Source organism: Pseudomonas sp. NPDC088429 (assembly GCF_044753305.1).
GTDB classification, from domain to species: domain Bacteria; phylum Pseudomonadota; class Gammaproteobacteria; order Pseudomonadales; family Pseudomonadaceae; genus Aquipseudomonas; species Aquipseudomonas rustica.
Window position 1 is genome coordinate 172,039 of record NZ_JBIVMX010000004.1, and the last position, 23,737, is coordinate 195,775.

Consider the following 23,737-nt stretch of genomic DNA (forward strand, 5'->3'; position numbering starts at 1 on the left):
TCTTACTCGCGAGGAGCTTGAGGCCGAGGTCACGCGGCTGCGTCTGGCGTTGGGCCACACCGGAGCCGCCAAGCAGGACAGCGCGCAGGATCTGGCTGATCAATTGCATTTGGCGAGCCGTGCGGTTGCCGAAACAAAGGAGCGCTATCGATTGGCCGTCAAGGCGACCAGCGATGCGATCTGGGATTGGGATCTGACCGCTGACCGGATCACCTGGAACGAAGCCCTGCAAAAGGCTTACGGCTACACGGCAACCGCCACCGAGACCAACAGTGACTGGTGTTTTGCGCGGATTCACCCGCAGGATCGGCCGCGTGTCGAAGCCTCGATCCGCGCCGTCATTGATGGCACGTCTACCGACTGGAGCGCCGAATACCGGTTTCGCTGCGAAGACGGCTCCTACGCCGAGGTCGTCGATCGCGGGTATCTGATGCGCGATGCCGAAGGTCGCGCCGTACGCATGATCGGCGCCATGCTCGACCTGACGCGCTCACGCCATGCCGAAAACGCCTTGCGCCTCAGCGAAGAACGCTTCCGCACGATTCTGGAAACCATTGAAGCGGCGTTCGCCATCGTCAAAGTCAAATTCGATGCTGACGACCGCCCGGTGGATTACTGCTTTGTTGAGGCCAACCCGGCGTTCGAACGGCAGGCCGGGGTCAACTTGCGGGGTAAATGGGTCACCGAGTTTGCGCCCAATCTGGAGAGTTTCTGGTTCGAGACTTACGGGCACGTGGCCAAAACCGGCGAGCCGGCGAATTTCGAGAATTACGCGAATACCTTTGAGCGCTGGTTTGATGTGCGCGCCGTGCGCGTTGGCGATCCTGCCGATCGACAGATTGCGATTTTTTTCAGCGACGTGACCGCGCGTCGCGACGCCGAGGAGCGTCTGCGGGTCAGCGAGGCCGTCGCCCGCGAGAACGTCGAGCGTGTGCAACTGGCCCTCGCCGCCGGTGCAATTATCGGCACTTGGCACTGGCATCTGCCGACTGATCGCTTCACCGTCGATGAAGCCTTTGCCCGGGTGTTCAACCTTGATCCGACGCTGGGTCGCGACGGTTTGAGTCTGGAGCAAGTGGTGCAAACCGTGCACCCCGATGACAGGGACGGACTCACCCGCGCGATCAACGAAGTCATCGCCCGTGGCGGCCCCTATTCCCACCAATATCGCGTGTGCGGTGCGGATGGCAAATACACTTGGATTGAGGCTAACGGACGCGTCGAATGTGACGATGATGGTTCCCCGTTGCGCTTTCCCGGCGTACTCATTGATGTCGAAGACCGGCGCAATGTCGAGGCTGACCGAGACCGCGCGATTTCGGCACTGCGTGCGCTCAACGACACCTTGGAACAACGGGTGACGGCGCGTACGGCTGACCTCATGCAGGCCGAAGAGAAGCTGCGCCAATCGCAAAAAATGGAAGCCGTCGGGCAACTTACTGGTGGGCTGGCGCATGATTTCAATAACCTGCTGGCCGGCATTTCCGCAGCGCTTGAGCTGATGGAAAGACGCATCGCCCAAGGTCGCCTGGAGGACGTCGACAAGTACATGGTCACGGCGCAGGGGGCGACCAAACGCGCGGCTGCTCTGACCCATCGCTTGCTGGCGTTCTCCAGAAGGCAAACACTCGATCCACGGCCCACCGACGTCAATATCTTGATCGTCGGCATGACTGAATTGATCCAGCGCACCGTCGGCCCGAGCATCCTGCTGAAAACCGAAGGCGCAAGCGACCTCTGGCCAGCGTTGGTCGATGGGAGTCAGCTGGAAAATGCACTGTTGAATTTATGCATTAACGCCCGTGATGCGATGCCCGATGGCGGACGCATCACCGTGCAAACAGCCAATCGAACATTGGATGACGAATCTGCTCAGGCGTTGGAGATGCCCGCCGGGCAGTACCTTTGCCTGAGTGTGGCCGACACGGGCACCGGGATGTCCGCCGAAATCATCGCCAAAGCCTTTGACCCGTTTTTCACCACCAAGCCTTTGGGTCAGGGCACGGGCCTGGGGTTGTCGATGATTTACGGGTTCACCAAGCAATCAGGTGGCCAGGTGCGCGCCCATTCGCAAGTGGGCCAAGGCACCACGATGTCGATCTACCTGCCCCGCTATCACGGCCAGGCGCCGCAAAATCACGACGACACGCAAAGCACATCGATTGCGGTGACCGCTGTGGGCGAGACCATTTTGATTGTCGATGACGAACCCACAGTGCGCCTGCTGCTGGCGGATGTGCTGTGCGACCTCGGCTATGACGTGCTCGTCGCCGCCGACAGCGTTGAAGGGCTGGCGGCACTGCGCTCCAATGCGCGGATCGATTTGCTGGTTACCGACGTCGGCTTGCCGGGCGGGATGAACGGCCGGCAAATGGCCGATGCCGGCCGGGAAATCCGCCCGCAGTTGAAGACGTTGTTCATTACCGGTTATGCGGAACATTCGGTGATCGGCAACGGCCAACTCGGCCCGGGGATGCAAGTGCTGACCAAGCCGTTTGCTATTGAGACGCTGATATCGCGGGTCAGTGGCCTGATGGCGACCACCGGTGAATAGGATGATGCCGTAACTGTGGCGAGGGGATTTATCCCCTCGCCACAAGTGAATCGTCGGTGCGACAAAGCCTGCTTTTCAGGGCAGGCTTTGGTTTAGCGGGTCAGTTTATTTTTTCTGAGCCGTCAGCGCCGAGTAGCCATTCATCAGGTTGCGATAGTTAGGAATCCGCTGCGACAGCAAGTTACCCAACCCTTCGATATCGTTGCGCCAGTCGCGATGCAGCTCACACGCCACCGAGAACCAGTTCATCAACTGCGCACCGGCCTGCGTCATGCGGCTCCACGCCGCTTGCTGCACGGTGGTATTAAAAGTACCGGAAGCATCCGTCACCACAAACACCTCAAACCCTTCCGCCAGCGCCGACAGAGTCGGGAACGCCACACACACATCCGTCACTACACCGGCAATGATGATCTGCTTGCGACCCGTCGCCTTGATCGCCTTAACAAAGTCTTCGTTATCCCAAGCGTTGATCTGACCTGGGCGAGCAATGTACGGCGCATCCGGGAACATCTCTTTCAACTCCGGCACCAGCGGGCCGTTCGGGCCTTGTTCGAAACTGGTGGTGAGGATGGTCGGCAGGTTGAAGAACTTCGCCAGGTCAGCGAGTGCCAGCACGTTGTTCTTGAACTCGTTCGGCGAGAAGTCCTGCACCAGCGAAATCAAACCGGTCTGGTGATCAACCAGCAGCACGATAGCGTCGTCTTTGTTCAAGCGGTTGTAGGTTGGAGTGGTCATGGTGTGCGTCCTTTTTCAATGTTGGATTTGTTGTTGCGTTCAAGTTGGGTACAGATTACTGACGCATTGAAAAAGGATAAATCGGCTGAAAAGCGTTTCACCGTCAACTCAAATGGGACAATAAGCATTTGTACATTCGCCATATCAATCTGCTTGCTGACGGGTCAGGCGCTGTCTGGCAAATTTGCAGATCAGACACCATGCTATGATTTGAGGGAGAAAAATTGAGGACGTTGAAAATGACCGACAGTGTCGCCACTGAAGTTCGTAAGCTCGCCAAAGCGCATAAGGTTACCGGCGATCGCGATAGCCTGAGCCGCATGGCAGTGACGATTACGCGTCTGGCAGGTGATGCCGTCGAACTCGATGGCGTTGAACAATTGCTCGTCAATCTGAAAAGGAAAGGCGTGCTGAGCAAGTCTGAAATCATGGCCCTTCAGGGCCGGTACCTTCAGGAAAAAAGGCGCAGCAAAAAGCAGCTCAGCGCATGACTTTCGATCCCTTCGGCGATTTCGACACTGAAGGCTATCTACAAAACTCGCTTAAGTTGAAAGACCCTCTCGAAGTCAAAGAATCTGAACATCTCGCCTTTGAAGCAAGCATCGATGACGCGCTAGCCTATCTGGCCAAGAAAAAGCCCATCGACTACAAAGCCGTACTTAAAACACACGAAACCCTTTTCTCCGGTTTTTACCCTTGGGCAGGTAAAGACAGGAACGAACTCGTGCCCCACCTGGCTGTTTTCAAGGGATCACCGGACGATCCTCGCCATACCGTATTCGAACGCCCCGAGCTGATCAAAAGGTCAGTCGAATACGCATTGGAGCTCGCCGCAAACAAAAAACGCTTCCGCGATCGCCCAGGCGAGGTGATGGGACAGCTTGCGTCCGCCCACCCGTTCCTTGATGGCAATGGCCGCACGATTTTGCTCATCTACATGGAGTTGAGCTACCGCGCCAGATTCGCAATCGACTGGTCAAAAACAAACAAAGACGTTTACCTGCGCGCGCTCAGTGACGAAATTGGCGCCCCTTGCGAAGGTCATCTCGATGAATACCTTCGACCATTCGTAATGGATATCACCAGCCGAGACGAATGGCCGGAAATGATTGGTGGGATAAAGGGACTGGATGGTTTGGACAAGGAAGGCATCACCTATGAAAAACTGGATAATCCCGAAGTCCAGAAACTCTACAAGACTTACAGAGCAAAACCTCTTGAATGAAGCGTGAAGTGTGCGAGAGCCCATTTGTGGCCCTTCAGGAACATTGCGCAGTCTCTGGCGGCACAGGTAATATTGAGAGAGATTCTCACTAACATCTGGAAAAGCCCACCAGTGCACTCTCCTCCGTCCAGCAAGCTGGGATTTTTCTTCAGCGATCATCACCGTTGGCTGCTGCAACATATCAATCGCCAGGTGCGCAACCACGCGGACGCCGAGGACACCGTTGCCGATACGTTTTGCCAATTGCTGGTGGCGCGCGTTGATCCGGACAGTATCGAACAGCCGCGCGCTTACCTGTCGACCATTGCCCGTCGTCTGGTGTTTGATCGTCATCGCCGGCGCAAGCTGGAGTTGGCCTACCTTGAGCGTTTGTCGACGCTGCCCGAAGCACTGGCGCCCTCCCCTGAAGAACAATTGCAACTGATCGAAGCGCTGGTCGCGATTGACCGCGCCATTGATGGCTTGCCGCTGATCGTCAAAACCACGTTCCTCTATAGCCAACTCGATGGCCTCAGCTATGTGGCGATTGCGCAGAAACTCGGGTTGTCGGAGCGCACGGTCAGTCGCTACATGAAACAGGCTTTGCTGCAGTGCTATCTGTGCGAGGTGGCGCCATGAGCAAACGGCGCATCGACCCGGTCACCGAGCAGGCCATCGACTGGATGGTCAAACTGCGCGCCGGCACGCCCGACGCCAGACTGCAGGAACGCTTCAACGCCTGGTTGTTGATGGATCGCGCGCACCGTCAGGCTTGGGACACATTGCAGGAACGCCTCGGCGATACGTTCAAACCGTTTCGCACACTGGATCAACGTTTACCCGGTCAGGCCGGCGAAGCTCGTCAGGTCTTGTTGAAGCCACAGGCTTCGCGGCGCGACGCCTTGCGCGTAATCGCCGGTCTCGGCCTGCTTGGCGGCGGTCTGTTGCTGGGCAGCAAAACTCAGCTCGGCGAATCGCTGCTGGCCGATTTGCAAACCGCCCGCGGTCAGCGGCAGAACTTCAATCTGGCCGATGGCAGCCGCTTGAGCCTGAATGCCGAGAGCGCGGTGGATCTGCGTTTCAATGACCGCCAGCGCCTGGTCATCCTGCGCCGGGGCGAGCTGGTGATCGATGTCGCGCCGGATGCGAATCGCCCACTGATCGTACGCACCGCCGAGGGCGAAATGCGCGCGTTGGGCACTCGCTTCCTCGTCGCTCAGGAAGCGGACGCCAGCCGCCTGGTGGTGTTGCAGCATTCGGTCGAAGCGCGGTTGTTCGATGGCACCACGCAAGTGGTCAAGGAAGGTCAGGCAGCGCTGCTCTCCACGCGCAACATCACCTCGGCCAGCGACGATGAACGCGGTCGCGCCGAATGGTTGAACGGCCGCTTGAACGTGCTCGATGAATCCCTCGAACAAGTGATCGACGCACTGCGCCCTTATCATCGCGGATTCCTGCGCGTCGCCCCCGAAGTGCGCGGCTTGCGCGTGCAAGGCGTGTTCCCGCTCGACGCCCCCGATCGAACCCTGGACGCCTTGGCCGAAACCCTGCCAATCCGCATCAATCGCTACAGCCCGTGGCTGACCATGATCAGCAAAAGATGAATGCGAAAAAATATTTTATGGAAATCATTCTTGTTTGTGTCCGGTTTTCATTTCTCATCCGACCTATCTCCTGACGCTTTAACAAAAACAGGAGATTGTTGTGTTCAACACATGGCCCCGTAACCTTTCTGCAGCCGTTGCTCTGGCGACACTGAGCACCTCAGCGCTGGCGCAAGACTTATCGTTCAACCTGCCGGCCGGCCCACTCGCCAGTACGCTAAACGCGATTGCCGGCCAGAGCGGGCAGATCATTTCGCTGGAACCCGCGCTGGTGCAGGGCAAGCGCGCGCCGGCGGTGATCGGGCAGATGCCAGCCGAGCAAGCGCTGCAAAAGGCACTCGCGGGCAGCGGTTTGCAGCTGCGCGTCACGGGGCAAGGCAACTTCAGTGTCGAGCCGGCCAGCGACAACAGCGCTTCGCTGCAACTGGACGCCACCAACATCGTTGAACGCAGCCTCGACAGCACCACGACTGAAGGCTCCGGTTCTTACGCTGCACGCGCCGTAACCATCGGCAAAGGCACGCACACGCTCAAGGAAATTCCGCAGTCGATCACCGTGATGACGCGCAAGCAGCTGGATGATCAGGATCTGGTTGATCTGAAAGACGCGGTCAACAAAACCACCGGTCTGGTCGGCGTTCAGGGCGTGGGTAAAGGCATGATCATTACCTCGCGCGGCTTTCAGATCGATGACTGGCAGTACGACGGCGTGCCGATCCCACGCAACACTTACGCTTTGGGCAACTGGGCGACCCAGGATCTGATTTTCTTCGACCGCGTGGAAATCCTCCGTGGTGCTTCCGGCCTGCTGCAAGGCACCGGCAGCCCCGGCGGCGCGATCAATCTGGTGCGCAAACGCGGGCAAAATGCGCCGACCGTGACCATCACCGGCAAGGCCGGTTCGTGGGATCACTACGGCCTGCAACTGGACGCCGGTGGCCCGTTGAATTCGACGGGCAGCGTGCGCGGTCGCTTCGTTGCCGACGAAGACCAGAGCCAATCGTTCGTCGATTACGAATGGAGCAAAACCCACTCGCTGTACGGCGCACTGGACTTCGACCTGCGTGACGACACCACCCTTGGGCTGGCGATCAGCAACTCCGATGGCGAGTCGCGCCCGATGATCCGTGGCCTGCCCCGCTACTCCGACGGCAAGCCGCTGAATGTGCCGCGCTCGACTTACGGCGGCGCGCGCTGGAACCATCTGGACATCGACGTCACCACGCTGTACGCCGATCTCGAGCACAGCTTCAACGACGATTGGGCGTTCAAGGTCGGCGCGGTGCGCAGGGACGAAACCAACAAGGGCAAAAGTCAACGTCTGCAAACCAGCGGCGACGGGATCAATCCCGATGGCAGCGGCATTCAGTACGCCGATTTCGCCACCGATTTCGACGCGACCAAACTCGGTCTCGACATGAACGTCACCGGCCACTTCGACGCCTTGTCCATGGCCCACGAAGTGATGCTCGGCGGCAACTATTCCAAATACACCTCCGACGATAAATACGCCCGAACCTTTAACAACAACACCACCGACACGATCTTCGACATCGATCACGATCGCCCGGACATCAGCTACGAAGGCATCCTCAATACGCCGGGCGGCCAAGCCACGCCGAGTAAGTACGACATTCGCCAGAAGGGTTTGTATGGCAGTTGGCGGGTCAAACCGATCGACTCGCTGACCCTGGTGCTCGGTTCGCGCGTCAGTTGGTACGACTACAGCTACAAGTACGCGACACAGAGAGCCTTCGGTGCGGCGGTCGAGCAGCCGGAAAGCACCGCGAACGAAACCGGCGAAGTCACTCCGTACGCCGGCATCGTCTATGACCTGAGCCGCGAATGGGCGGTCTACGCCAGCTATACCGACGTGTTCGAGCCACAGACCAACCGCGATGCCGGCGGCACGATGCTGAAACCGGTGATCGGCAGCAACTACGAAGTTGGCCTCAAAGGCGAATTGATGGACGGCCGGGTCAACACCTCGCTGGCCGTGTTCCGCTACGACCAGGAAAACCGCGCCGTCAACGACCTCGCGTCGGGCATGATCTGCGACGGTTGGTATTGCTCCAACGCCGCCGGCAAAGTCCGCAGCCAGGGCATTGAAGCCGAGATCAGCGGCGAAGTGCTGACCAATCTGCAACTGTTCGCCGGCTACACCTATAACACCACCAAGTACCTCGATGACCCGGACAACGAAGGCAAAGTCTTCAGCACATGGACGCCGAAACACATGCTGCGCGTGTGGGGCGACTACCAGTTCAGCGGCGATTGGGAACGCGTCAGCACCGGCCTCGGTTTCACCACGCAAAGCCATACGCTGGGTTACGAACACACCTACGACGTGGCCGGTTACACCGTGTGGAGCGCTCGCCTCGGCTACCAGTTGAGCAAGGAAATTGGCCTGGCAGTGAACGCCAACAACCTGTTCGACAAACGCTACTACACCTCCGCGTATAACCAGCTCAACGGCAACAACAACTTCGGCGACCCGCGCAATGTGATGTTCAGCGTGAAGTACACGCCTGAGTTTTAAGGCACTCAATGGGTTCAGCGGTTGGCGGCTGAACCCATTGCTTGACCGTCACGCCGCGCAACAGAAAATGCGACAACGCTGGAATCAACACCAGTGCTCCGAGCATGTTCCACAGAAACATGAACGTCAGCAAAATCCCCATGTCCGCCTGAAACTTGATCGGCGACCAGACCCAGCACACCACGCCTGCCGCCAAGGTGATCCCGACCAGGCCCACCACGCGCCCGGTGAACGCCACGGCGTTGCGATATGCTGCGGATAACGGCAGACCTTGACGCTGATAGTGCAACTGCACGCTGAGCAGGTACAGCGCGTAATCGACGCCAATGCCCACGCCCAAAGCGATCACTGGCAACGTCGCGACTTTCACGCCAATGCCCATGACCACCATCAGCGCTTCACACAAAATCGACGTCAGCACCAGCGGCAACAACGCCACCAGCGTCGCGCGCCAACTGCGGAAGGTCACCAGACAGAACAATGTGACGGCGGCGTACACGTACAGCAGCATGGTGCGATTGGCTTCGCGCACGACGATATTGGTCGCCGCCTCGATGCCGGCACTGCCCGCTGCCAGCAAAAACTGACGCTCGACGCTGCTGTTCTCGCGGGCAAAGCGGTCGGCAATCGCGACCACCTCGTCGAGGGTCTCGGCCTTGTGATCCTTGAGAAAAGCAATCACCGGCATCACCGAGCAATCGGTGTTGAACAGTTCTGGCGAGTTAACCGAAGCCTGCTGCGCGGCATAGTTGAGGACATCTTGATTGCGCTGGATGCTGCTGAGTTTCGGGTTGCCCTCATAGGTACCGGCGGTGATCTGCCGAACCGCGTTGACCAGCGAAACAGTGGCCTGTACCCCCGAAGACTGTTGCAGTTCCCACGCCAGCCGATCGGCGAGGATCAGTGTTTTGTAACTCAGGCAGCCCTCGGGCGGGGTCTTGATCATCACCGCGAACAGGTCGCTGGACAGTGCGTAATGCGCAGTGATCCAGGCGTTATCGCGGTTGTAGCGGGAGTCGGCACGCAGTTCAGGCGCACCGCTTTCCAGGTCACCGACTTTCAGGTGCAGGCTGATCGCGAATCCGCCGATCCCCATCAGCACCGCCACCAGCACCGCGCCCGTCGCCCACTTGGCGCTGGTGAAGCGGTCGAGACAGTCCCATAACCTGCCGAAACCTTTGTGGCGGTCAGCGCGGGTATCGATTTTCAGCGCACGTTCGGCAGCCTTCGCGCCCACGCCGACATAGGACAGCGCCACCGGCATCAGCAGCAACGAGGTAAAGATCAACACCGCGACACCGATGCTGGCGGTGATCGCCAGATCCTTGATCACCGGAATGTCGATCAGCATCAGCACGGCAAACCCGACAGCATCCGCCAACAACGCAGTGACGCCGGCGATGAACAAGCGGCGAAAGGTATAGCGCGCGGCGACCAGTTTGTGCGTGCCCCGGGCGATGTCCTGCATGATGCCGTTCATTTTTTGCGCGGCGTGGGATACGCCGATGGCAAAGATCAGAAACGGCACCAGCACCGAGTATGGATCGATGGCATAACCCAGCCACGCGACAAGGCCCAGTTGCCAGACCACTGCGACCAACGAGCAACCCACCACCAGCAAAGTACTGCGCACACACCGGGTGTAGAGATAAATGATGAACAGCGATGTGACTACCGCTAGCGCGAAGAACATCATCACCTGAATCAGGCCATCGATCAGGTCGCCCATCAGCTTGGCAAAGCCGATTACGCGCACTTTGTAAGGGCCATCGCCCTCCTTGCCGGCCTTACGCGCGGCGCTGTCACCGGCGAATTCGATCTTGTCGCGCAATTGCTCTTCCAGCATCTGCGAGAAGTCACGGTAGTTGATTGGCTGAGCACCGGCGCCAGCCTTGTCCAGCAACGGCACCACGAGCATGCTCGACTTCAAATCACTCGCCACCAGACTGCCGATGATGCCGGCGCGGGAGATGTTCTGGCGCAACTGCTCGATTTGCTCGGGGGTGCCCTGATAGGCGTCGGGCATCACCGGGCCGCCCTGAAAGCCTTCTTCGGTGACCTCCGTCCAGCGTACCGCCGGGCTCCACAACGACTTCATCCAGGCGCGGTCGACGCCTGCCGTGAGGAACAACTGATCGTTGACCTGTTTGAGCACGTCCAGATAGGCAGGATCGAAAATATCGCCCCGGGTGTTCTCGACCACTACCCGCACCGAGTTGCCAAGACCACGCAGCGCCTGCCGATTCTCGAGGTAGTTCTGAATGTACGGCTGACTCTGCGGGATCATTTTTTCGAAGCTCGGTTTCAGCTCCAGACGGGTGACGGCCATGTAACCGAGCACCACGGTGATCATGGCCATCAGCAACATGAACAGCGGGCGAAAATTGAACACCATGCGCTCCAGCCGACTGCCGGAGTTGCACTCAAAATCACGTACATCACGGATCACCGGCATGCTGTCTTGTTCGATATTGCCCATATCCGGGTTCTCGCCTTTAGGGTTGTTTTCTTATTCTTTGCGCAGTGTCGAAGCACCACGGGTACCAACGACCAGCATCGCGCCATCGGCCGTCTGTGCTGCGCCGGTCACCGGTAACGGTTCGGGCTCATGCCGCCATTGCAACTGCGCACCATTGCCCTGGCTGACCAGCATCTGCCCGCCCTGAGTGAACAACCGGTAATGCCCGTCAGTGTCGACAAGCCCGGCGGTAATGCTCGTGTGCAAGCCACTGTCCTGCGCGATCCAGTTGCGTCCGCCATCGGTACTGCGCAAAAGGTTGCCGCGCAGTCCGTAAGCAATCACTTCACCCGGCTTGCCAAGCACGCCGAAAAAACTGCCCTGATAGGGTGTGGGCACGGCGACGAAGCGCTGTTGCGCTGCGTCCCATTTACGCAACAGCCCCTGCTCGCCGGCGATGTACAAAGCATCCCCCGTGGCGGCAATCGCATTGAGGTGAAAACCCTGCGGGTTGTCGGTGCGATCCTGAAACGGCATCCAGTGTTTGCCACCGTCCGTGGTGCGCAGGATCAGGTTGAAGACACCGACCGCATAGCCGAGTTGATCATTGGCAAACCAGACGTCGAGCAACGGTTTATCCGCGCCCTGCTCCACCTGCCGCCGGCCTTCAGCAACCAGCAACGGCCATTGCTCGTTAGCCGGTTCAGCGCGGGCCAGTGCCTGATAGTGCTCGATCAGCAACGGGCCGATCTGGCGCCCGTCGAGCTGTTTGCGCCACGTCACCCCGCCGTCGCTGCTGTGCAAAATCACCCCGTCGTTACCGACCGCCCAGCCTTGTGACGGCGAAGAAAAATTCACCGCCGTGAGGTCGCAGCTCACCGGCACGGCGGCCTGTTGCCAATGCTGGCCGCCGTCATCGGAGTAAACGATGTGCCCGCGCTGGCCGACAGCAACCAGTCGTGCCCCTGCCCGGGCCACGCCGGACAGCGCACTGCTGGCTGCCAGGGCACTGACCCTGGCAGGCTGATCCAGCACATCGAAATAGCCGTCCGCGCGGGCGACGCCCTGCAACAGCAGCAGGCACATGCCGAGCGTCACACCGCCGTACTTTTTCTGCCAATGCATACCGCGCCCTCTAGCGAATACCGCTGCCGGCCAACGACTCCGACGACCATTGCGCCTTCGAAAGCGGATCGATGTACTTGATGCCGCCGTAAGGCCCTACGACGCCGTTGATGTTGTAGGTGCCGCCGACCAGGTCGTAGATCATGAAAGGGGTCGAGTCCGGCACCTGTTTGTCGTAGCTCTGGCTGAGAAAGGCAAACGAGCCGCGATAAAGCTGTCCACGGGCGTCATATTGGTCGGAGGCCAGCGCTGTCCAGCTGTCCTCATCGAGATAGAAGCGGCGTTTCTGATAGATGTGCCGGGCGCCGGGCTTGAGATTGCCTTCCACCACCCAGACCCGGTGCTTCTCCCAACGCACGTAGTCAGGCGCCACATGATTGGCGGTGGTCAACGCCTTGGGATCCTGGGCATAGGTCAGTTTGTAGGTGTTGTACGGCACGATCATTTCCTGCTTGCCGACCAGCTTCCAGTCGTAGCGATCCAGTGCACCGTTGAACACGAACACATCGTCATAGGTACCCGCACCGGCAGTGCCCGGGTTCGGCGTGTCGTACGCCAGGTTCGGCGCCAGTTTGACCCTGCGCTGCCCCGGCAGGTATTGCCAGGCGCGACGCGGTTGTTGCAACGGGTTGGCGGCGTCCTTGAGCATCATCGCTTCACCCGCACGGCGCGCCGGGCCGGTGTACGTCAGCTTCATCTGGTAATACACGTCAGCGCTGCTGATCGGTTGCGCGAGGTTTTCATAGATCGGGTAGGAGATGAACGCCTGCCCGGTGATAGCCAGACTGGCAACCCCGGCAGCGTCGACATTCCATGAGTCGTATTTTGAGCTGATGTTGACGCCCTGATAGCGCAGCAGGAAATTCCACATCGCTTCGTTGCCCGATTGCGGAATCGGAAACGGTACACCCGGCAGAACATTGTCGATGGCCAGACCACCTTCGAGCGACTTGGCGCCCGTGGCATTTTTCACACCGTTGTCCAGCACCGCTTTAGGCAGCGAGACGGTGCGGTGCGTCGGGTAGACATTGATGTGAAACGTGGCAAAACGCTTGGCCAGTTCGACCGCCGTCGCCGAGAGCTCACCCTTGTACTGATCCACGTTCTTGCCATCGATCACCAGCAGCGGTTTCTCGTCAGCGAAAGGATCCGGGCGCATGCTGTCGCCGGTTTTGTAGGTGGCCGGCGGTGTGGTCAGCCCGCCTGTATAAGCGGGTATCGAACCGTCGGCATTGGCGGCTTTTTCCGCGCCGACCAGGGTGAGGTTATTGCCCAGTTTGGCCGCATCCTGCGCCGAAACGGCGGCCTGCGCTTGCGCGGCGATCGCCATGGTCAGTGAAACGGCGAGCATTGTATGGACGAATTTCATTGTGTGGTTCTCCTGTCTGTGAGACTTGAGCCAAGGTTGAATCAGAAGGTGGTTTTCATCGTCAGGTACACGGCGCCACGGTCAGCCGTGGTCGCGCCGCCACCAGAAAACGCCGAGTAGCCGCCGCCGTAACAGGCGTAGTTCTGGTTGCCACTGAACGCGTTGGGTGTCGAACCATCGCCTTTGCCGGCCTGGTCGGCGCCGGTGCTCAGGCCGCTGGTGTCGCACTTGTCGGTCTTGCCGAAAGCGTCGACGTATTTGAGGTCGATGAAGTATTTGTTGTACGCCACGGCACCGAGGCCGACCGCATAGTTACCGGTGTTTTTCGCACCGCCACCGGACACCGGCGACACCCCGGCCAGACCGGCGTTGATCGACAGCGGCATATTCAAATCAACACCCGGCAGCACCTGGTACCAGGTCGGCGTAAAGTTGATCGCGATGCCCCAGTTATCCCGGGTGGGCGCGTCGATGCCGCGATAACTGTCCTCGCCTTTGTAGAGCGCTTTGTTCTTGTCATCGAGCTTGAGCAGATTGCTGTAGTACAGCTCGGAGAGCAGGGTTGCCGAATCGAACAGCGGCGTCTTCGGCAGTGACATCAAACCATTCAGCGTCCAGTGCAGCGTGTCACCCGTGGCGCTCATGCTGTCGCCACGGCTTGGCGTGTCGTAGATCACGCCTGTCTCGGCGGTGCGTGCCGGCAACAGCCCTAAACCTGCGCCCAACCCCGCAGGACTGGTCGAGCTGACAATCGCCGGAATGCTCGCCAGTGGCATGTTGTGCCGGATATTGAGATCCGAGCCGACGCTCACTCCGCCCACGTCCTTGGACAAACTCAGGCCGAAAATCTGAATGTTGTCGGCGTACGCCAGTTGGTAACTGCTGGTGCTCAATGAGTTGAGGATGTTGACGACGCCCGGCACCTGCCCCGCCGGGCGGCTGCCGTTGGCATTCAGCGATGTCAGGCCGGTGGCGTTCAACCAGGCTTGAGGGAGAATGTCGGAGGTCTTGCGGTAGTAAAAGCCGAGCGTGCCATCGAGCCACGCAGGCGACCACTTGGCCATAACGCCCCAGTCACCACTGCTGCCCGGCGTCAGGTCATGCCCGCGACGCACATTGGTCAGGCCGTTGCACGGAGCGACGCCGCAGCCCAGCGGGCTGCCGGGCACCACGCCATTGGTGTTGCCGAGCAGAAAAGACTGCGCACCGAAACCAACCAGATCGGAGCCGCCGTAATAAGTGCCGGCCTCCGGCAAGCGAGCAGCGTCCCAATCAAGAAAGTACTGAGCACCCAGCGTCAGCTCAGGGTTGACGGTGAACGACGTCGATAATTGCTTGCGCGGGACGAACAGCTCCTTGGCTTCAGTGCCGGGCGACGCCGACAGTTTCGCCAGATCCAGCCCGGACTGGCCGTAGCTGACCGAATGCACCGGGTTGAGCAGCGTTTCGCCCCAGAACACGTTGTGTTGCCCGGCCTTGAGGCTCAGCAGCGATTGCTCGCCGACTTCCGTGTTGTAAAACACAAAAGCATCGAGAATTTCCCCGGAAGGCCCGGTGTAATAACGCTGGGCGTAGCGACTCAGGTGCGGGCTGCCGTTGCCGACGTTGTCTTGAGTCACACCGGCCAGGCGTGGGTCATTGGCGACCAGACCCGATCGTGCGTCGTTGCCATTGACGAAAGGATTGGAATTGGAGCCGGTATTTTCATAGGCCTGGTCGTACCAACTGGCCGCACTGACGCGAAAGCCCATCGAGTTTTTGTAGACCACGTCCATCTCGGTCAGCAGGTCGATACGGTTGCTGATGTTGGTGCCGGCCTTGCGGAAGTTGTAATCGCCGTCGTTGTTGTTCGGCGTGGCCAACATCCGTTTGTCGGCACTTTCGGTGCGTACGCCGTAGTTGTATTTGACGGTGTTATCCAGCCGCGCCGTCCAGTCCGGGTTGCCCGTATCGATCTCGACCGCATGGGCGCTCGGTAGCGCTGCGGCCAGCATGGCCGAGGCCAGCAAGGTGTAACGCGAAGGCGCAAGCCCATGGCGCTTGGTGATGTGCATCGTGTCTTCTCCGCTTTTTTGTAGTTGTTTTTAAGCGCAGCCGCCCTCGCGCTTTCCCGGTGTGCGGGAAGACGTTTTCAGAAATGAGGGCAAGTGCCGGCAGGCGTTCAGCCAGCCGGCGTCTGAATCAACGATCCAGTTCCTGGATCAACAGTTCGGCGTCCGGCCACGCGCCAAAACCGGCGGCCGGGTTGAGATGACCCACAGCTCCCAACGAGCGCAGCTCAGCGCCCCAGCCTTCGGCGAGGTGGGTGACGGCTTCGAGGCTGGCGAGGTGATCGTTAGTGCTGGCGGCGACCACACTGCGAAACGGTAATGGGCCACGGGGTAGAGGGTTCCAGCCCTGCGCTTGCAGGGTCTGGGGCGACGGGTAGCCCGCCGGCCAGTGAGCATCGAGATCCGGTGGCGTCGCCAGCAATGCACCTTTGATTGCACGCGAGTGCTGCGCCGCCCAGTGCGCCACCATCAACACGCCGGCGCTGTGGGCGACCAGAATCACCGGGCCGTCGATCTGCTCCAGTGTCTGTTGAATCGCTCGAATGCGCGCAGCGAGGTCGAGTTTGTCGGTGGTCAGCGGCGGCACACTGCGGACTTTTTCCAGGCGCGCCTCAAGCAGCGTCTGCCAATGTTCGGCCACATGCTCGCGCAGGCCGGGTACGATCAGAACGGTTGCGGCAGTCTGCAATTTGTCCACGTCAACACCTTCGCTGTCTCGATGACTCGACTGGCTGTATCGCCAGAATCTTTTTGTTGTGTCGACATTAAAGAGCGCTCGGCCGGGGTGCTTTTCATTGGACGTCAGGCACTTTTCTTTTGATGACAGAATTTCCTCCGCCGGACGGATGCCGCCCCCGTAGGAGCTGCCGCAGGCTGCGATCTTTTGATCTTGTTTTTGAAAGACAACATCAAAAGATCGCAGCCTTCGGCAGCTCCTACACGGATCGCTGTTCACGACTTTGCGACAGCGTTAACACAGCCGCTGTCGCAACTGTTCAATTGCAGATGCTCTGGATATAGTCACCCAGTACTTCCTTATCGTTATCGAACCAGGAAAGAACCCAGCATGCCCACGCTTGTTCGCGCCGCTGTCCTGACCAACTACCTGGAGGTCACGCAATACCTTGGCTTCAATCCGCGTGATGTACTGGCGGCGGTCGGCCTGAGCAAAGCACAGCTGCTGGCGCCCGAGCAGCGCATTCCGATTGATTCGGCGGTGCGGCTGCTGGAAGACTCGGCGGCCGCCAGCGGCTGCCAGACGTTCGGCCTGAGCATGGCCGAATCCCGTCAGCTTTCAGATTTCGGCGTGGTCAGTTTGCTGCTCAGCCATCAGCGCACGCTGCGTGACGCCCTGCAGGTGGTTGTGCAATACCGGCACTTGATGAATGACTCACTGGCGATCTTTGTTGAAGAGGCCGGCAAGATGGTGATCATTCGCGAAGAAGTGGTCACGCAAACGCCGATGCCCAGCCGACAGGCCACCGAGTTGGCCATCGGCGTGATGTTCCGTCTGTGCTCGGCGTTGCTCGGTACGCACTGGCATCCCTACAGCGTCAACTTCACGCATCAGGCGCCCGATAATCTGCAACTGCATCGACGCCTGTTCGGCTGCACGCTGGAGTTCGGCAGCGAGTTCAACGGCATCGTCTGTTCCGATGCCAGCCTCGACGTCACCAACCCTAACGCCGACCCGGCCATGGCGCGCTATGCGCAGAGTTATCTGGATTCTCTGCAAGGCCATGAAAGCCATTCGCTGCTGCTTGAAGTGCGCAAGGCTATCTATCTGTTGTTGCCGATGGGCCGCGCCACCATCGAGCAAATTGCTCAGACCCAAGGCATGAACGTGCGCACGCTGCAACGTCGCCTCAAGGACGACGGCTGTGCTTTCAACGATGTGATCAATGAAGTGCGACGTGATCTGGTGTTGCGCTACTTGGAAAATCCCAACTACTCGCTGAGCCGCATCGCCGACTTGCTCGGCTACTCGATGGCCAGCTCCTTCACCCGCTGGTTCATTACCCAGTTCGACATGCCGCCCGCCACCTGGCGGGCAAAAAAAACGGCGACTGCTGGTACAGTCGCCGCGAAAAAACCGGTGTAATTGGCACCGGTTTAACTACCGCACCGGGCCGACGAGTCAGCACGGTGCGGCCTGCCTTACCTTAGAAACCCCAGTGCATCACCAGAAGCACCAGCACCGCGAGAAACACGGTCTCCCCGACCATCAGCAAAATCGGTTTGATGCCAACGGCGGCCAGCTCCTTGAGCTGTGTCTTCATGCCCAGTGCGCTGATGGAAATCACCAGGCTCCAGCGCGACAGCTCATTGACCGCGCCTTGCACTGCCGGCGCTACCCAACCGGTGCTGTTGATACAGGCCAGCAGCAGAAAACCGACGGCAAACCAAGGCAGCAATGGCGGGCGTTTCCCTGACGTATCAGCCCCCTGCAAACGCGTGACCATCGCCGCGCAGACAATCACCGGCAACAGCATGGCCACGCGCATCAATTTCACCACCGTGGCGGTGTCACCGGTTTCCGTCGACAAGCTGTAACCGGCACCCACCACCTGGGCGACGTCATGAATGGTCGCGCCCAAAAACACGCCCGCCACTTGCGGCGAGAGTTCCAGCCACTTGGCAATCATCGGGTAGACAATCATCGCCGTGGTCGACAACGCCGAAACGCCGATGACCGTGAACAGCGTGGCCCGCTCTTTCTGCGGGTGATGCGGCAGCGCCGCCGCCAGCGCCAACGCCGCCGAGGCGCCACAAATTGCCGTGGCGCCGCCGGTGAGCATGCCGAACAAGCGCTGAAAGCCCAACGCCTTCGCGGCCACCACTGACACGCCAATGGTCACCACCACCAAAAACACCACCAGTGCCACAGGCTTCCAGCCCAGCGCGGCAATTTGCTCAAGGGTGATGCGCATACCCAGCAACGCCACGCCAATGCGCAACACCGTGCGCGCAGTGAATTCGATGCCGGCCTTGCACACGCCATCACCGGCCAGAAAATTCAGCGCCATGCCCAGCAGCAACGCGAACAGCATCACCGGCGCACCGTAATGCTCGGACAAAAACGAAGCGGCTGCGGCGACGATCAGGCTGACGATAAACCCCGGTGCCAACTCGCGTGTCTGGCTATGAATACGGATAAGCGCAACGGTACTCATGCCATAGACTCCTCGGAAGCGAGGACGATAAACGCCTGACCATCAATGACTTCAACCGGGTAGCGTGTGACTTTGACCTGCTTCGAATTGAGCAAATAGCCGCTGCGCAGATCGAAGCGCAAACCATGCGCGCAACACTGAATGACCTGGCCCTCCAGCCGACCGCCACACAGCGATGCACCCTGATGGGGACAGCTGTCGTCGATGGCCAGCAACTCACCGTCGACGTTGAACAGTGCCAGGCTTTTATCGGCGAACTCAAACAGTGACCGCCCTCCTCTCGGCGGGCACTTGTTGTCTGGTACAGCAACGCGCAATGCAGGAAGACGACTCATACTTTCACCTCGCAGGCGATTTCATTGACCGGGTCGCTGACGCGTTCGCCCGTCAGCCGGGCAATGTCTTTGAGGTAATGACTGCGCGCGTAGAAGAACACTGCGGCGGCCGCGATACTCACCAGCGGTACGAATTGAAAAGCTGCGTGCAGGCCGATCAGATCGGACAATTTGCCGGTGATGAAGGGCCCGGGCGCCAGCCCCAGCAGGTTATTGGCCAGGGTCAGTGTGGCGAAAGCTGTGCCGTGCACCGAGTAATGCGTCAGGTTGGCAACCATCGCCCCGGCAGGTCCGGTGGTGCCCGTGGCGATCAACATGCCCAGGCCGATCAGCAGCAATTGCGCGGGCCCAGCCGGCAAGGCGAAGGCCGCCGAAAGCAGCAAGCAACTGCCCAGGCAATAAGCGATGGCCAATGCGACTTTGCGCTCAGGCGCATGACGGCACAGCCGATCACTGATCATCCCGCAGACAATCATTCCCGCGCCGCTGCACAACACAATGACCGCCGCCACCGCACCGGCCTTGTCGGTGCCCATGGCGTAATAACGGTTGAGGTAACTGGGCATCCAGACGATCACCGTGCCGCAGACGAACAACTGCAAACCACTGCCGATGTACGTCGCCACCACCGAGCGACTGGAATACAAGGTGCTCAGCGGACGCTTGATCGCCGCCGCGGCTTTACTCGCCGCACGGGTTGCGCACTGCGGCGCAATCCGCGCCTGCTTGACGATCAGCGGGTACAGCAGCGCCAGCACCAGACCGAACAACGCCATGCCGGCGAACGACCAGCGCCACCCCATCTTCGCAGCGATCACCCCACCCAACGCCATGCCCAGCACCGAGCCGAACATACCACCGGCCATAAACGCGCTGGCGAGGGTGGCGCGCATGTGTTTGGGAAACACCGAAATCACCACGGCGATGCCGACGCTGCCGTAAGCCGCCTCGCCGACACCGACCATAAACCGCGCAATGAACATCTGCGGATAGTCCTGCGCCACCGCGCAACCCAGTGTGGCCACGCTCCACAGAAAAGCCATAAAGGCCAGACTTCTCACCCGACCAAAACGGTCGGCCAGCAGCGACAGCGGAAAGGTCAGCAACCCGACCATCAACGCGACGATGCCACTGAGCAAGCCCAGTTGACTGTCGCTCAAGGCCCACTCGACCTTGAGCATCGGAAACACCGCGTTGAGTACCTGACGCGACATGTAATCGGAAATCAACAAGCCGAACGTCAGGGCAAAAACGATCCAGGCATATGTGCGCGCAACACCGACGTCGTTATCGTCGTCATCGCTGGCGCTGGGGTGATAGGCCATGCAGCCTCCTCGAAACTTTGTTGTATTTGTTGTTATCGAGCTGTTGGGGTAACGCAACGAACGAGAGGCCAGCGGCCCCTCGCCCGGTTCAGTCAGCCGCGTTGCGGCAGACCTTTTTGCCCGGCCTTGCGGTTGGGCGCCATGCCGTTGGCCAACAAGGTTTCTTCGATGCTCTGATACGCCACGCCAATGCGATAAATCTCGCGGGCTTCCTTGCCGGTAGCAATCTCGCGCCCCAGTTCATGGGCAATGCGCACGGTCTGCTGAATCTGTTGCACCGACCCGAAGCGATCGCCCTTGTGATCAATGATCGTGTCTTCATTGCCGACCCGCGGATGCAAGCCCATCGCCAACGCCATGGTGTTGAACGGCAGCACGTTCTTGAGTAACGACTCGGACGTCAGGGTGCAAGCGTCCGGCACGCGATGGATAAAGTTGAAGAAGTTGAACGGGTTCGGCCCGTCGAAACCACCGCCGATGCCGATCCAGGTGAGGTTCAGCGGGCCCATGTACACACCGCTGCGCACCAGACGCATCAGGGTTTCCAAGGCATGCATGCCGGTCAGTTGAAAGTGTGGCTGGACGCCTGCGGCCATCAACCGGCGCAAATGTTCGGCGACCCAGGCCGGGCCGGCCGGCACGGTCATTTCGCTGTATGCGGCATGAATGGCCGGGTTGTCCAGCGAGGTGCCTGCAAGGTATTCCGGGTACAGCAACTCCATGATGTTCATCTGGGTGGTGTTGATCGCCACCGTGACCTGATCCGGTTTCGGTGTCAGTTCCGCGAGCATATGCCGGGTGTCATCGGACAGCCACTTGGCAGCTTCACCATCGCTTTCCGGGGCGAAGGAAATCGAACCGCCGACCTGGATAATCATGTCCGGCACCGCTTCGCGCACACCGGCAATCAGCTCATTGAATTTCGACAGACGCTTGGAACCCTTGCCGTCGAGTTCACGCACATGCAGGTGCAAGACAGTGGCGCCCGCCTCGTAGCAATCGACCGCTTTCTGCACCTGTTCATCCATGGTCAGCGGGATGTCTTCGGGGAAATCTTCCGGCATCCACTCGGGGCCATACGGGGCCACGGTGATCACCACTTTTTCCATGTTTTCCGGGTGCAGGGAATCGTCGAGAAATTGCATGGGGTACTCCTTTTTTATGATTGTCCGCGCAGCCGGGTTCGCACCTGGCTGGCGTTTTCGAGTGCGAATGCAGTAAGGGTCGATCAGTAAGTCTTGTCGCCGACGATCCCGGCACGCTCCATCTTGCGATGGCACAACGGGTAATCCATCACGGCGTAATGCTGGGTGCTGCGGTTGTCCCAGATCGCAATGCTGTTGGGTTTCCAGCGCCAGCGCACCTGGTACTCCGGGATGTACGCCTGGCTGATCAGGTAGCGCAGCAACTCACTTGCGCCGGGGTTGGCGTCCTGGCCGAATCGCACCCGAGCGGGGGTGTGGTAATTGCTGAAGTGTGTGGTGAAGGCGTTGACGAACAGCACTTTTTCCAGCGTGTCCGGATGCGTGCGCACCACCGGATGCTCGGCATCGGGGTATGTCGCTCTAAGCGCCAGGCGTCTTTCGATCGGCAGCGCGGCACCGAAGCTGGCTTCGATGCTGTGCCGGGCACGCAGATCGGCAATCTTGATCTTCACGTCTTCCGGCAAGCGCGCATACGCCTCGACCATATTGGCCCACATGGTGTCGCCGCCCACCGGCGGACATTCGACACAGCGCAAGACACAACCCATCGGCGGCGCCTCACGCCAAGTGGCGTCGGTGTGCCACGAGTTTTCATAGCGTTCCGGCGGATGCTCCGGGCTCTTGTAGATCCGCACCAGCCCGGGATGATCCGGATCGCTGCCAACCATCGGGTGATCTTCAAGCTCACCGAAGCGCCGGGCAAAGGCCACGTGATCGGCACGGCTGATGTCCTGATTACGCAGGAACAACACGCGGTGCTTGAGCAATTGCGCGCGAATTTCGGCAAAAAGACCGTCGTCATGTACCGCGTCGGCAAGGCTGATGCCCTCAAGCTCGGCGCCAATGCTGCACGTCAGTTGTTCGACTCTCATGGCTGACGACTCCTTCAGATGACGAAAATCGATGAGCCGGTGGTCTTGCGCGATTCCAGGTCACGGTGGGCCTGAACGGCATCCTGCAACGCGTAGTGCTGGTTGATTTCGATCTTGATCCGGCCACTGCCGACCAGGTCGAACAGCTCGCCAGCGAGCGCGGCTTTTTCCTCAGGGTCGGCGATGTAGTCAGCCAATGCCGGGCGGGTCATGAACAGCGAGCCCTTCATTGCCAGCAACATCGGATCGACCGGCGGAATCGGCCCGGAAGCCGTACCGACGCACACCATCAGACCGCGACGTTTGAGCGAGTCCAGCGAGCCCATGAAGGTGTTCTTGCCAACACTGTCGAACACCACGTTGACGCCAACGCCGTCGGTCAATTCGCGAACCTGTTGCGCGACGTCTTGGTGGCTGTAATTGATCACATGGTCGCAGCCATGGGCACGGGCGATTTCGCCTTTGGCCTCGGTGGAGACGGTGCCGATGACCGTGAGCCCGAGCAACTTGGCCCACTGCGAAACGATCAGACCGACGCCACCGGCAGCAGCGTGGAGCAAGATACTGTCGCCCGCTTTGAAATTGTGGATACGCCGCATCAAGTAAGCCGAGGTCAGCCCGCGCATGGTCATCGCGGCAGCCGTCTCGAAACTGATGGTTTCCGGCAGTTTGATCAGCGGAGCGGCGGATATCAGACGCTCAGTGCTGTAGGCGCCGAGGGTGTTGAGAAACCCGGTGTAAGTGACACGATCGCCCACCCGCACATTGCTCACGCCCTCGCCGATGGCCTGCACCACGCCGGAGGCTTCAACGCCCATGCCGTTAGGCAGCGGGATCGGGTAAGTGCCGTTGCGAAAGTAGGTGTCGGCGTAATTGAGGCCCACTGCTACATGACGAAGACGCACCTGGCCGGGGCCGGGATCGCCAACGTCGACATCTTCATAGCGAAGCACGTCGGGATCACCGGATTCGTAGAAGCGCACTGCTTTGGCCATTTTTCTTATTCTCCCTGCAAGGTTGGGCGTATCGCTCGATTGGCGTTGACCTGACTCTAGGTCGCGCGCCAGGCAATCGCTTCGCATCAGGCGACAATGGCTTTTCATTTGATGACAACGGGTGGCAAGACAAACAGGCGTCCGACGGGCCGCCCTCTCTGACGCTCACGCGCTACCGGTCACTTTTTCT

19 protein-coding genes are annotated in these 23,737 nt (G+C 59.7%); 7 read left to right on the forward strand and 12 right to left on the reverse strand.

Features of this window, described 5'->3' with window-relative positions:
• The first annotated feature begins 43 nt into the window (after nucleotides 1–43).
• Nucleotides 44–2,554: a PAS domain-containing protein gene (locus tag ACIP66_RS04685; RefSeq protein WP_400645981.1), complete on the forward strand. Its 2,511-nt coding sequence runs from the start codon at nucleotides 44–46 to the stop codon at nucleotides 2,552–2,554.
• 105 nt (nucleotides 2,555–2,659) lie between these two features.
• On the opposite strand, the gene ycaC is transcribed toward ACIP66_RS04685, so the two are convergent.
• Nucleotides 2,660–3,292 carry an isochorismate family cysteine hydrolase YcaC gene (gene ycaC, locus ACIP66_RS04690; protein WP_053119500.1) on the reverse strand — a complete coding sequence of 211 codons (633 nt, stop codon included), beginning with the start codon at nucleotides 3,290–3,292 and terminating at the stop codon, nucleotides 2,660–2,662.
• A gap of 239 nt (nucleotides 3,293–3,531) precedes the next feature.
• On the opposite strand from ycaC, the gene ACIP66_RS04695 reads away from it, so the two are divergent.
• The 5 genes from ACIP66_RS04695 to ACIP66_RS04715 all read left to right on the forward strand — a co-directional run bounded on the left by ACIP66_RS04695 (nucleotide 3,532) and on the right by ACIP66_RS04715 (nucleotide 8,639).
• Nucleotides 3,532–3,783 (forward strand): hypothetical protein, encoded by a 252-nt coding sequence (locus ACIP66_RS04695; protein ID WP_159814535.1) that lies wholly within the window; start codon nucleotides 3,532–3,534, stop codon nucleotides 3,781–3,783.
• Nucleotides 3,780–4,517 (forward strand): Fic family protein, encoded by a 738-nt coding sequence (locus ACIP66_RS04700; protein WP_212549295.1) that lies wholly within the window; start codon nucleotides 3,780–3,782, stop codon nucleotides 4,515–4,517. Before ACIP66_RS04695 ends, ACIP66_RS04700 begins: the two co-directional genes overlap by 4 nt.
• 111 nt (nucleotides 4,518–4,628) lie before the next feature.
• A complete protein-coding gene (locus ACIP66_RS04705; protein ID WP_053119498.1) occupies nucleotides 4,629–5,135 on the forward strand; it encodes a sigma-70 family RNA polymerase sigma factor in 507 nt (168 codons plus the stop codon).
• Entirely contained in the window at nucleotides 5,132–6,100 is a 969-nt protein-coding gene (locus tag ACIP66_RS04710; RefSeq protein ID WP_400645867.1) for a FecR domain-containing protein, read from the forward strand. Before ACIP66_RS04705 ends, ACIP66_RS04710 begins: the two co-directional genes overlap by 4 nt.
• 100 nt (nucleotides 6,101–6,200) lie before the next feature.
• Nucleotides 6,201–8,639, forward strand: a complete 2,439-nt coding sequence (locus ACIP66_RS04715) for a TonB-dependent siderophore receptor (protein ID WP_400645870.1) — start codon at nucleotides 6,201–6,203, stop codon at nucleotides 8,637–8,639.
• Here the strand turns inward: ACIP66_RS04715 and ACIP66_RS04720 are convergent.
• The 5 genes from ACIP66_RS04720 to ACIP66_RS04740 all read right to left on the reverse strand — a co-directional run bounded on the left by ACIP66_RS04720 (nucleotide 8,611) and on the right by ACIP66_RS04740 (nucleotide 16,339).
• Nucleotides 8,611–11,118, reverse strand: coding sequence for an RND family transporter (locus ACIP66_RS04720; RefSeq protein WP_400645872.1), 2,508 nt, complete (start codon nucleotides 11,116–11,118; stop codon nucleotides 8,611–8,613). The two genes, ACIP66_RS04715 and ACIP66_RS04720, sit on opposite strands and share 29 nt — an antisense overlap.
• Nucleotides 11,119–11,148: 30 nt before the next feature.
• Nucleotides 11,149–12,222 (reverse strand): WD40/YVTN/BNR-like repeat-containing protein, encoded by a 1,074-nt coding sequence (locus tag ACIP66_RS04725; protein WP_400645878.1) that lies wholly within the window; start codon nucleotides 12,220–12,222, stop codon nucleotides 11,149–11,151.
• A gap of 10 nt (nucleotides 12,223–12,232) precedes the next feature.
• On the reverse strand, nucleotides 12,233–13,591 hold the full coding sequence (locus tag ACIP66_RS04730; protein ID WP_400645881.1) for a DUF1329 domain-containing protein: 1,359 nt from the start codon (nucleotides 13,589–13,591) through the stop codon (nucleotides 12,233–12,235).
• 41 nt (nucleotides 13,592–13,632) lie between these two features.
• Nucleotides 13,633–15,645, reverse strand: a complete 2,013-nt coding sequence (locus ACIP66_RS04735) for a DUF1302 domain-containing protein (protein ID WP_400645884.1) — start codon at nucleotides 15,643–15,645, stop codon at nucleotides 13,633–13,635.
• 127 nt (nucleotides 15,646–15,772) lie between these two features.
• Nucleotides 15,773–16,339 (reverse strand): alpha/beta hydrolase, encoded by a 567-nt coding sequence (locus ACIP66_RS04740; RefSeq protein ID WP_053119485.1) that lies wholly within the window; start codon nucleotides 16,337–16,339, stop codon nucleotides 15,773–15,775.
• A gap of 369 nt (nucleotides 16,340–16,708) precedes the next feature.
• Between ACIP66_RS04740 and ACIP66_RS04745 the strand changes: the two genes are divergently transcribed.
• On the forward strand, nucleotides 16,709–17,743 hold the full coding sequence (locus ACIP66_RS04745) for an AraC family transcriptional regulator (RefSeq protein ID WP_053119483.1): 1,035 nt from the start codon (nucleotides 16,709–16,711) through the stop codon (nucleotides 17,741–17,743).
• Nucleotides 17,744–17,804: 61 nt separating this feature from the next.
• Here the strand turns inward: ACIP66_RS04745 and ACIP66_RS04750 are convergent, their stop codons facing one another.
• The 6 genes from ACIP66_RS04750 to ACIP66_RS04775 all read right to left on the reverse strand — a co-directional run bounded on the left by ACIP66_RS04750 (nucleotide 17,805) and on the right by ACIP66_RS04775 (nucleotide 23,547).
• Nucleotides 17,805–18,815: a YeiH family protein gene (locus tag ACIP66_RS04750; RefSeq protein WP_400645888.1), complete on the reverse strand. Its 1,011-nt coding sequence runs from the start codon at nucleotides 18,813–18,815 to the stop codon at nucleotides 17,805–17,807.
• Nucleotides 18,812–19,150, reverse strand: a complete 339-nt coding sequence (locus tag ACIP66_RS04755) for a Rieske (2Fe-2S) protein (RefSeq protein ID WP_400645891.1) — start codon at nucleotides 19,148–19,150, stop codon at nucleotides 18,812–18,814. The genes ACIP66_RS04750 and ACIP66_RS04755 overlap by 4 nt, the downstream gene beginning before the upstream one ends.
• Nucleotides 19,147–20,475, reverse strand: coding sequence for an MFS transporter (locus ACIP66_RS04760; protein WP_400645893.1), 1,329 nt, complete (start codon nucleotides 20,473–20,475; stop codon nucleotides 19,147–19,149). Before ACIP66_RS04760 ends, ACIP66_RS04755 begins: the two co-directional genes overlap by 4 nt.
• A gap of 92 nt (nucleotides 20,476–20,567) precedes the next feature.
• Nucleotides 20,568–21,620, reverse strand: a complete 1,053-nt coding sequence (locus ACIP66_RS04765; protein ID WP_053119475.1) for a 3-keto-5-aminohexanoate cleavage protein — start codon at nucleotides 21,618–21,620, stop codon at nucleotides 20,568–20,570.
• Between the two features lie 83 nt (nucleotides 21,621–21,703).
• On the reverse strand, nucleotides 21,704–22,552 hold the full coding sequence (locus tag ACIP66_RS04770; RefSeq protein WP_400645896.1) for a TauD/TfdA dioxygenase family protein: 849 nt from the start codon (nucleotides 22,550–22,552) through the stop codon (nucleotides 21,704–21,706).
• A gap of 14 nt (nucleotides 22,553–22,566) precedes the next feature.
• Nucleotides 22,567–23,547, reverse strand: a complete 981-nt coding sequence (locus tag ACIP66_RS04775; RefSeq protein ID WP_212549286.1) for a quinone oxidoreductase — start codon at nucleotides 23,545–23,547, stop codon at nucleotides 22,567–22,569.
• Between the last annotated feature and the right edge of the window lie 190 nt (nucleotides 23,548–23,737).